The following is a 9,034-nucleotide window of genomic DNA, read 5'->3' as shown; positions in this document are numbered from 1 at the left end:
GGCAACGGGAATGGCGCGCAGGGAGACGACGGTGGGGGTGGTGCTGGGCATGGCGGGGAAATGGGGTTGGAGCGCCCTCCCCGCCGTGCGCGGGCGAGGGCTGAAGCCGGCCGGGGGAAGGCCGCAGGGGCCGGCAAGGGCCGCGGGCAACGGCGGGGCTCAGTCCGCGGTGATCTTCCGGCTCTCGATCACGCCCTTCCAGCGCGCGAACTCGGTGGCCTGGAACCTGGCGAACTGCTCGGGCGAGTTGGCGACGATCTCGAAGCCCTGCTCGACCAGCTTGGACTTCACCGCCGGCTCATTGAGCACCGCGGCGATGTTCGTGGCGAGCTTGGCCTTGACGTCGGCGGGCAGCCCCTTGGGCGCGGCCACGGCCTGCCAGGAGTACACGTCCACGCCCTTGACGCCGGACTCGTCCAGCGTGGGCACCTGCGGCAGCAGCGCGGCGCGCTTGCTGCCCGTGACCGCCAGCGCGCGCAGCTTGCCCGCGGCGATGTGCTGCTGCACGGCGTTGATGTTCTGGAACGAGGCGTCCACCACCGCGCCGAGCAGGTCGGTGATGGCCGGGGCGCCGCCCTTGTAGGGCACGTGCACGGCCTCGGTGCCGGTCTGGGCCCAGAACAGCTCGGCCGTGAGGTGGTCCGAGGAGCCGTTGCCCGAGGAGGCAAAGGTCAGCTTGCCGGGCGACTTCTTCTGCGCCGCGATGACGTCGGCCACGGTCTTGTAGGGCGAGGCCGCCGGCACCACCAGGACGTTGGGCGCCTGCACCGCCACGGTGATGTAGTCGAAGTCCTTGGTGGCGTCGTAGGGGATGTTCTTGATCAGGTGCGGCGCGATCACGTACGGGCCCAGCGAGGCCACCAGCAGCGTGTAGCCGTCGGCCGGCGCGCGTTTCACTTGCGCGGCGCCGATGGTGCCGGTGGCGCCGGCCTTGTTGTCCACGACGAAGGTCTGGCCCAGCTTGGCCTGCAGCCCGGAGGCCAGGGTGCGGGCGATCATGTCGGTGGAGCCCCCGGGCGGGAACGGCACCACCATCGTCACCGGCTTGGCCGGCCAGGCTTGCGCCAGGACGGGCCCGGCCACGGACAGCGCCGCCACGGTGGCGACTGCACTCAAGAGGATGCGACGATGCATGGAAGTGTCTCCTTGGGTCTGATCAGGTCTTCTCGTCGGGCCCGCCGCGGCAGTTGTGGGCACCACCGCGGCGGGCCCGCTTCGCTTACTGCGGGCCGAGGCGGCCAATGAGTTCGCTCAGGTGCTCGTACTCGGCGGCGCTGAGCTCGGACAGCGGCGGGCGCACCGGGCCGGCGCCATGGCCGACGATCGTGGCACCTGCCTTGACCAGGCTGACGGCGTAACCCTGGCCGCGGTTGCGCAGCTCCACCAGGGGCAGGAAGAACTCGTTGATCAGGCGGCCGGTGGTGGCCGCGTCGCCCGCGGCATGCGCGTTGTAGAACTCGATGGCGGTGCGCGGGATGAAGTTGAACACTGCCGAGGAGTACACCGGGCAACCCATGGCCTTGTAGGCGCCGGCGAACACTTCCGCCGTGGGCAGACCGCCCAGGTAGGCGAAGCGGTCGCCCAGATGCTGGCGCACGTTCACGAAGGCCTCGATGTCGCCGACGCCGTCCTTGAAGCCGATCAGGTTCGGGCAGCGCTCGGCCAGCTTGAGCAGCGTCTGGTGGCTGTAGCGGCAGGAGCCGCGGTTGTAGACCACCACGCCGATCTTGACGCTCTTGCACACCGCCTCGACGTGGCGCACCAGGCCTTCCTGCGTGGCCTCGGTCAGGTAATGCGGCAGCAGCAGGATGCCCTGCGCGCCGGCGCGCTCGGCAGCCTGCGCGTACTGGATGGCCAGCGTGGTGCCGCCACCAGCGCCCGCGATGATGGGCACGCGACCGCGGCAGGTGTCGGACGCAACCTTGACCACGTCGAAGAACTCACCCGGCTCCAGCGAGAAGAACTCGCCCGTGCCACCCGCAGCAAACAGCACCGTGGCGCCATAGGGCATCAGCCACTCCAGGCGCTCGGCATAGCTGCGTGCGTTGAAGCGCAGCTCGCTGTCGAAGTCGGTCAGCGGAAAGGACAGCAGACCAGACTGCAGGGCGGACTTCAGTTCTTGAGGGGACATGTTCGTTCTCCGGGATGTGATTCAGTGATGCGACAACATCAGACAACCGCCTCATGCGCCGACCCAGTCATCGTACAACCAAGGATTTCTGTATTCAAGAATTCAGGGATGTGGAGAACACGTAGGACGGCCCCGTGCGGTAGTCACTGGCCACTGAAGGCCCGGGCGCGTTGGAAGCGGTCTGCTGCCCTCAGTTCATCGCCTGGCGCTTGCGCTGCAGGCTGTTGGTCAGGTGCACGCGCATCGCTGCCCGGGCCGTACTCGCGTCCTGCGCAGCGATGGCGTCGAAGACGGCGCGGTGCTCCGCGTTGACCTGTCGCAACTCGTCGCGAGATGCCGCACCACCCTCGCTGCCCAGGCGGGCACGGGGAATCATCCCCAAGCTCAAAGAGCTCAGCAGGCTGACGAAATGTGCGTTGCCCGTCGCCCGTGCGACGGCAACGTGGAAGCGACAGTCCGGCTCCACGGCATCGCCGCCCTCGTTGATGGCACCGTCGAATTCCTCAATGGCAGTTGCCATTTCTTCAAGGTTCACCCTTGACCGGCGCTGGGCTGCCAGAGCAGCGGCTTCAGTTTCGATGCCGATGCGCAACTCCAGCAGAGCGACCGCCTCGCGCAGGGTCCGCAACTGTTGCGCAGTGACGCAAAACGCCGCTTCCGCCGGGCTGGAGACAAATGAGCCCACCCCATGCCTTGTGGTGATCCAGCCTGCGGCCTGCAGCCTTGAGATGGCCTCGCGCACCACAGTGCGGCTCACGCCGAACTCCGCCATGACAGCAGCCTCTGGAGGCAGTTTCCGGCCCACCGGCAATTGTCCTGCGCGGATGCGGTGACCCAGTTCGTCCACCAGTTCCAGCGTGCGCGAACGCCGCGGTGGTGCCATGACCTTGTCCATGATTAGCTGCCTTTGCGGTGTGCCATGAATTGACACCCACCATACATTGAATAATGATAGTTGTACGATGACTGACGACATACAACAAGGATGCGTTTTTTGTCAGGAATCGGCGTTTCTTGCCCTGGGAACCTTGCAAGTCACGGAGCCTGCGATTGCGCAGTCCACCCTGGCTTGGTCTTGAAAGCTCGACTCATGGGACAACTGCGATGAATTTGCCCCCACACCAGCTCACCATGACCGTCCTGATGACGCCCGACACGGCCAACTTCGCGGGCAACGTGCATGGCGGCACCATCCTCAAGCTGCTCGACCAGGTCGCCTATGCCTGCGCCAGCCGTTACGCGGGGCGCTACGTCGTCACGCTCAGCGTGGACCAGGTGATGTTTCGCCAGCCGGTCCATGTCGGCGATCTGGTGACGTTCCTGGCGTCGGTGAACCACACCGGCACGTCATCGATGGAAATCGGCATCCGCGTCATTGCCGAAGACATCCGCACCCAGGAAGTGCGGCACGTCAACAGCTGCTTCTTCACCATGGTGGCCGTGGACGACGAGCGCAAGCCGGTGCCCGTGCCCCCGCTGCGCCCGTTCTCCCCGGACGAGCGGCGGCGCCATGCTGCCGCGCTGGTGCGCAAGAAGCTTCGACTGGAACTGGAAGAGCGCTCGGCTGCCTTGCGCACCGAATCCTTGCCTGCGCTTTCGGCTTGAGGCTGGAACGGCGGGCGCTGCGCTGATGGCGGCCCAGGGGGCTCTCGAGAAGCCTCCAGCTGCGCCGTCAGCCTTCAGGCTCTGTGCCCGGTGCGCTTCCCGCGCCCAGCGTCTTGAGGATGAACTCGCGCAGGCGCCGCTGTGCCGGGTTGCGCTCGGCGCGGCGCCAGGCCAGGTAGATCTCCGCCACCACGTCCCGGCGCCACAGGTCACGGAACTCGACCTGCTCGAAGTACAGGTGCCTGGCCGATGCCGGCACGATGGCAACTCCGATGCCGGCCTGCACCAGCGCCACGATCGCGTGCGTTTGACCCATGTGGTGGACGTAGCGCGGCTGCACGCCGGTGGCCGCGAACAGGTTCTTGATCTTGTCGTGGAAGTACTGGCCTTCCTTCTGGGAATACATGATGAGCGGCTGCCCGGCGAGGTCGGCCAGGGTGATGCGGCGCTTGCCCGCCAGCGCATGCGAGGCCGGCAGCGCCAGCTGCATCGGCTCGCGCACGACGCGGTGATAGAGCAGGTCGGCCTCGGAGGCCAGGGGCCGCACGAAGGCCAGGTCCAGCGCCTCGTCGGCCAGCGCGCGCAGCTGCTGCGACGAGACCATTTCCTCCAGGACGATCTCGATGCCCGGCAGCGCCTGCTGCGCCTGCAGCAGCAGCTGCGGTATCAGCACGTAGCCGGACACCGCCGTGTAGCCGACGGTGACCCGGCCCGAATCGCCGCTGGCGGTGAGCCGCGCGTTGGCCACCGCGGCGTCGGCCAGCTTCAGCAGCTTGAGGGCGTCCTTGTAGAGCACGGTCCCGGCCGCGGTCAGTGCCACGCTGCGACTGGTGCGCTCGAGCAGCCGTGCGCCCACCGAGTCCTCGAGCAGCTGGATCTGGCGGCTCAGAGGCGGCTGCGTCATGTGCAACCGCACGGCAGCTTTTCCGAAGTGGAGCTCCTCGCACACCGCCACGAAGCAGCGCAGCTGGAACAGGTCCATGATCAATCCATAAGTTGTATTGGCCGATCCAAATTTAACCTTGGATCTTTATCGATCGTCTTCCTACACTGCCTTTCAGACACCAGGGGCCGCCCGCAGGCGGCACCCCTCACAAGAGCGCAGAAGGCGCTCGCCACAGGAGACGACATGCCCCGGACCCCGTTCGCATTCCCCGTCCTCGCCGCCATGGCATCCATGCTGGCCATGGCTGCTCCGGCCCTGGCGCAGTCCGGCCCCTGGCCGTCCAAGCCGGTGACGATCGTGGTGCCGTTCCCGCCAGGCGGCGGCACGGACACCGGCGCGCGCATCCTGGCCGAGCAGCTGACGCGGCGCTGGGGCCAGACCGTGGTGGTCGAGAACAAGGGCGGCGCCGCGGGCCAGATCGGCGCGGACATGGTGGCCAAGGCCAAGCCCGACGGGTACACGCTGCTCATGGGCAACGTCGGCACCCAGTCCATCAACCCGGCGCTCTACAAGAAGCTGCCCTACGACCCCGACAAGGCCTTCGCGCCCATCACGCTGGTGGCCGAGCTGCCGCTGGCGATGATGGTCAATCCCTCGGTGCCGGCGAAGACGGTCAAGGAGTTCATCGCCTACGCCAAGTCCCGACCCGGGCAGCTCAGCTACAGCAGCTCCGGCGCCGGCGGCGGGCCGCACCTGGCGGCGGAGATGTTCAAGGACAGCACCGGCAGCTTCATCCTGCACGTGCCCTACCGCGGCGGCGGCCCGGCGGTGTCGGACCTCATCGCCGGCCACGTGCAGCTCTCGTTCATGACGGCGTTCGAGGCCAGCGGCCACCTCAAGGCCGGCAAGCTGCGCGCACTGGCCGTGACCAGCGACAAGCGCGTGCCCGCGCTGCCCGACGTGCCCACGCTGTCCGAAGCCGGCGTGCCGGGCTTCAACAGCATCTCCTGGATCGGGCTGCTCGCGCCGGCGGGCACGCCGCAGGAGATCACGGACAAGGCCGCCGCCGACGTGCGCGCCGTGATGTCGCAGGACGAGGTGAGAAGGAAATTCTCCGACCTGGGCGCCATCCCCGCGGCCGGCACGCCCGCGGCCTTCGCCAGGCTCATCGACGACGACCGCAAACGCTACGCGCAGATCATCCAGGACCGCAAGGTCACGGTCGAGTAAGCCCCGCCTCCCTTTTCGTAGCCCGAGGAGATTTCCCATGAAGATCAGCACCACGCTGCGCGGCGTGGCGGCGATGGGCATGCTCGCCCTGGCCGCCGGCGCCCAGGCTCAGCAGGCCTGGCCAGCCAAGCCCATCACCATCGTCGTGCCGGCCTCGCCGGGCGGGGCCATCGACATGGCGGCGCGGCTCATCGGCGCGCGTTTCACGGCGGCCTGGGGCCAGCCGGTCAACATCGAGAACAAGGGCGGCGCCGCCGGCGTGCTGGGCTCCGACTTCGTGGCCAAGGCCGCGCCCGACGGCCACACGCTGGCGCTGGTGGCCAGCAGCCACGCCATCAATCCGAGCATGTACCGGAAGCTGCCCTTCGACACGGTCAAGGGCTTCGAACCCGTGGTGCAGACGCACGTGGTGCCGCTAGTGCTGGTGGTCAACAAGGAGCTGCCGGCGAAGAGCGTCACGGAGCTGGTGGGCCACCTCAAGGCCCATCCGGGCGAGTTCAGCTACGCCTCCAGCGGCAATGGCGGCGCGCCGCACATGTCGGCCGAGCTGTTCAGGACCATGGCCGGCGTGGACATCGCGCACGTGCCCTACAAGGGCAGCACGGCCGCGCATCCGGACCTGATTGCCGGGCGCACCGCGCTGATGTTCGACACCGTGGCCGCCGTGGCGCCGCAGGTCAAGGGTGGCAAGCTGCGCGCACTGGCCGTGACCACGTCCAGGCGTTCCAGCGTGCTGCCCGAGGTGCCGACCATGGCCGAGGCCGGCATCAAGGGCTATGACACGAGCACCTGGGGCGGGTTGCTGGCGCCCGCGGGCACGCCCCGGGAAGTGGTGGCCAAGCTCAACGCCGAGGCCAACAAGGCCCTGGCGGCACCCGAGGTGCGCGAGAAGCTGATGGCCGCCGGCATCGAGCCCGCCGGCGGCACGCCGGCGCAGTTCGGCGCCTTCATCCAGACCGAGATGCAGCGCTGGGCCCAGGTCGCGCAGCGCGCGGGCATCCAGCCCGAATGACCATGAAATCCGAAACGCTGGAGCGCCTTCGCCGCGTCAGCACGGCAACGCTGTGCACCGCGCTGTTCAAGCGCGGACTGCGCCACCAGTTCATCCAGGACGTGCGCCCGCTGGCCGCGGGCCGGCCCAACATGGTGGGCCCGGCATTCACGCTGCGCTACATCCCGGCGCGCGAGGATCTCAACCCGATCTCGGTGTTCCAGGACCGCGCGCATCCGCAGCGCGTCGCCATCGAACAGTGCCCGCCCGGCGCGGTGCTCGTCATCGACAGCCGCAAGGACGCACGTGCCGCATCGGCCGGCGGCATCCTGGTCTCGCGGCTGATGATGCGCGGCGCCGCCGGCATCGTCACCGACGGCGGCTTGCGCGACTCGCCCGACATCGCGCAGCTGCCCTTCCCCGCCTACCACCAGCGGCCGTCCGCGCCCACCAACCTGACGCTGCACCAGGCCATCGACATCGACGTGCCCATCGGCTGCGGCGACGCACCGGTGTTCCCCGGCGACATCGTCGTCGGCGACGGCGAAGGCGTGGTCGTGATCCCGGCCCACCTGGCCGACGAGGTCGCCGCCGAGGCCACCGAGATGACCGTCTTCGAGGACTTCGTGACGCAGCGCGTGATGGAAGGCCGCTCGATCGTCGGCCTGTATCCGCCCACCGATCCTGCCACGCTCGACGATTTCGCCGCCTGGCGCCAGGCGCAGGGCCGCTGACGCGGCCACACCGATCGCACGGGGACCGGCCGACACCCGGTCCTCCCTGACTTACACCCACCGGAAGCACGTTCTCCCATGGCCAAACCCACCCTGCTGCAGGCTGCCGACCTGCCCGACTGGACCAACGCCGAACTGCGCTCGCTGTTCACCGTGCTCGAGTTGCCCAGCCACGCGACGGACGCGGCCTCGTTCCTGGCGCAACATGGGCCCGCCATTCGCGGCATGGCTCTGCGCAAGACCCGGGTGGACGCTCGGCTGCTCGACGCGCTGCCCGCGCTGGAGATCATCTCCAGCTACAGCGCCGGACTCGACAACGTGGACGTGCAGGCCGTCAAGGCGCGCGGCATCGTGCTGGAGAACACCTCGCACGTGCTGGCCGAGGACGTCGCCAACACCGCGCTCGGACTCGCGCTGGCGCTCACGCGAGACATCGTCAATGCAGACACCTTCGTCCGCTCGGGGCAGTGGCCGCAACGCAAGCAGTACCCGCTGGGCCGCTCGATCTCGCGCATGCGCGTGGGCATCGTCGGCCTGGGCACCATCGGCCTGGCGATTGCACGCCGGCTCGCCGCCTTCGGCTCGCGCGTGGCGTACTTCGGCCCGACGCGCAAGCCCGTGGACCTCGAGTACTTCGGCGACGTCGCCGCGCTTGCCGCGGACAGCGACCTGCTGATCCTGACGTGTCCGCTGTCGAGCGCGACGCACCACCTGGTGGATGCACGCGTTCTCGATGCATTGGGACCAAAGGGTTTCCTGGTCAACATCTCGCGCGGCCCGGTCGTGGACGAGCAGGCCCTGATTGCTGCCCTTGCCGCCGACCGGATCGCGGGTGCGGCGCTCGACGTCTTCGAGCACGAGCCGGAGGTGCCCGCCGCGCTGCTGAACGACCGCCGGCTGGTGCTGACGCCGCACATCGGCTCGGCTACCGAGGAAGCCAGGCGCGGCATGGCCGAGCACGTCGTCGATTCGCTGGCGCGTCATTTCGAGCTCGCGGGCCCGCGCGCCGGCCGGCCACAAACCGCTTAAGCCTGCGAACTGCCCCGGGGCCGTCGCGCAGGCGGCCCTGACCCATCGCTTACTGCGGCTACGGCTTGCAGCGTGTAGTGGTACGAAAGCTCGGCGCTGCTCGTCCAGCATGAGGCTTGACACGACGCCAAGGTCAAGAGACGCCGTAGCCCACCTCTTAGTTGGCGCAAGCATCCAGAACCAGCTGGCGCGCCAAGCGCTGGCCCAGGCGCCCCTCGAAGCCAGCTGCAAGCCGGCCGCGGACAGTGATTCACAAGATTCCGCACGCGGCTGCGGTCCAGGCTGACGACACCTGGAAGTGCCTGACTACAGCTGCGGTGGCAGCTTCACTCGTCGGCATAGGGAGCATCGTTCAAAAACGCGACGTCGACCGCGACCGGCACGGTGGAAGAACCGGACACTGAAGTCGACGGCGTATTGAGTTGAGG

General features: G+C 68.3%; 9 protein-coding genes. 5 read left to right on the top strand and 4 right to left on the bottom strand.

The window, feature by feature from the left end:
- Window positions 1–159: 159 nt before the first annotated feature.
- The 3 genes from FJ694_RS11415 to FJ694_RS11405 all read right to left on the bottom strand — a co-directional run bounded on the left by FJ694_RS11415 (window position 160) and on the right by FJ694_RS11405 (window position 3,026).
- The gene (locus FJ694_RS11415; protein ID WP_157267212.1) at window positions 160–1,134 is read right to left on the bottom strand and encodes a Bug family tripartite tricarboxylate transporter substrate binding protein; all 975 of its coding nucleotides are present in this window, start codon (window positions 1,132–1,134) and stop codon (window positions 160–162) included.
- An 85-nt stretch (window positions 1,135–1,219) separates the two neighbouring features.
- Complete coding sequence (gene kdgD / locus FJ694_RS11410) at window positions 1,220–2,131, bottom strand: 5-dehydro-4-deoxyglucarate dehydratase (protein WP_157267209.1); 912 nt, start codon at window positions 2,129–2,131, stop codon at window positions 1,220–1,222.
- A gap of 190 nt (window positions 2,132–2,321) precedes the next feature.
- Window positions 2,322–3,026, bottom strand: coding sequence for a FadR/GntR family transcriptional regulator (locus FJ694_RS11405; protein WP_157267206.1), 705 nt, complete (start codon window positions 3,024–3,026; stop codon window positions 2,322–2,324).
- A gap of 209 nt (window positions 3,027–3,235) precedes the next feature.
- Here FJ694_RS11405 and FJ694_RS11400 point away from each other — a divergent pair, with 209 nt between their 5' ends.
- Window positions 3,236–3,736: an acyl-CoA thioesterase gene (locus FJ694_RS11400; protein ID WP_157267203.1), complete on the top strand. Its 501-nt coding sequence runs from the start codon at window positions 3,236–3,238 to the stop codon at window positions 3,734–3,736.
- A gap of 67 nt (window positions 3,737–3,803) precedes the next feature.
- Here the strand turns inward: FJ694_RS11400 and FJ694_RS11395 are convergent, their stop codons facing one another.
- Window positions 3,804–4,721, bottom strand: a complete 918-nt coding sequence (locus tag FJ694_RS11395; RefSeq protein WP_375140212.1) for a LysR family transcriptional regulator — start codon at window positions 4,719–4,721, stop codon at window positions 3,804–3,806.
- 183 nt (window positions 4,722–4,904) lie between these two features.
- Between FJ694_RS11395 and FJ694_RS11390 the strand changes: the two genes are divergently transcribed.
- From FJ694_RS11390 to FJ694_RS11375, 4 genes are all read left to right on the top strand, one after another.
- Window positions 4,905–5,852, top strand: coding sequence for a Bug family tripartite tricarboxylate transporter substrate binding protein (locus FJ694_RS11390; RefSeq protein WP_375140210.1), 948 nt, complete (start codon window positions 4,905–4,907; stop codon window positions 5,850–5,852).
- A 37-nt stretch (window positions 5,853–5,889) separates the two neighbouring features.
- Entirely contained in the window at window positions 5,890–6,864 is a 975-nt protein-coding gene (locus FJ694_RS11385; protein WP_157267195.1) for a tripartite tricarboxylate transporter substrate binding protein, read from the top strand.
- 2 nt (window positions 6,865–6,866) lie between these two features.
- The gene (locus FJ694_RS11380) at window positions 6,867–7,577 is read left to right on the top strand and encodes a ribonuclease activity regulator RraA (RefSeq protein ID WP_157267192.1); all 711 of its coding nucleotides are present in this window, start codon (window positions 6,867–6,869) and stop codon (window positions 7,575–7,577) included.
- A 78-nt stretch (window positions 7,578–7,655) separates the two neighbouring features.
- Window positions 7,656–8,606, top strand: a complete 951-nt coding sequence (locus FJ694_RS11375) for a 2-hydroxyacid dehydrogenase (RefSeq protein WP_157267189.1) — start codon at window positions 7,656–7,658, stop codon at window positions 8,604–8,606.
- Window positions 8,607–9,034 lie beyond the last annotated feature (428 nt).

Source organism: Azohydromonas aeria (assembly GCF_009760915.1).
Taxonomy (GTDB): Bacteria; Pseudomonadota; Gammaproteobacteria; order Burkholderiales; family Burkholderiaceae_C; genus Azohydromonas; species Azohydromonas aeria.
This window is presented reverse-complemented; position numbering and strand designations above follow the sequence as displayed.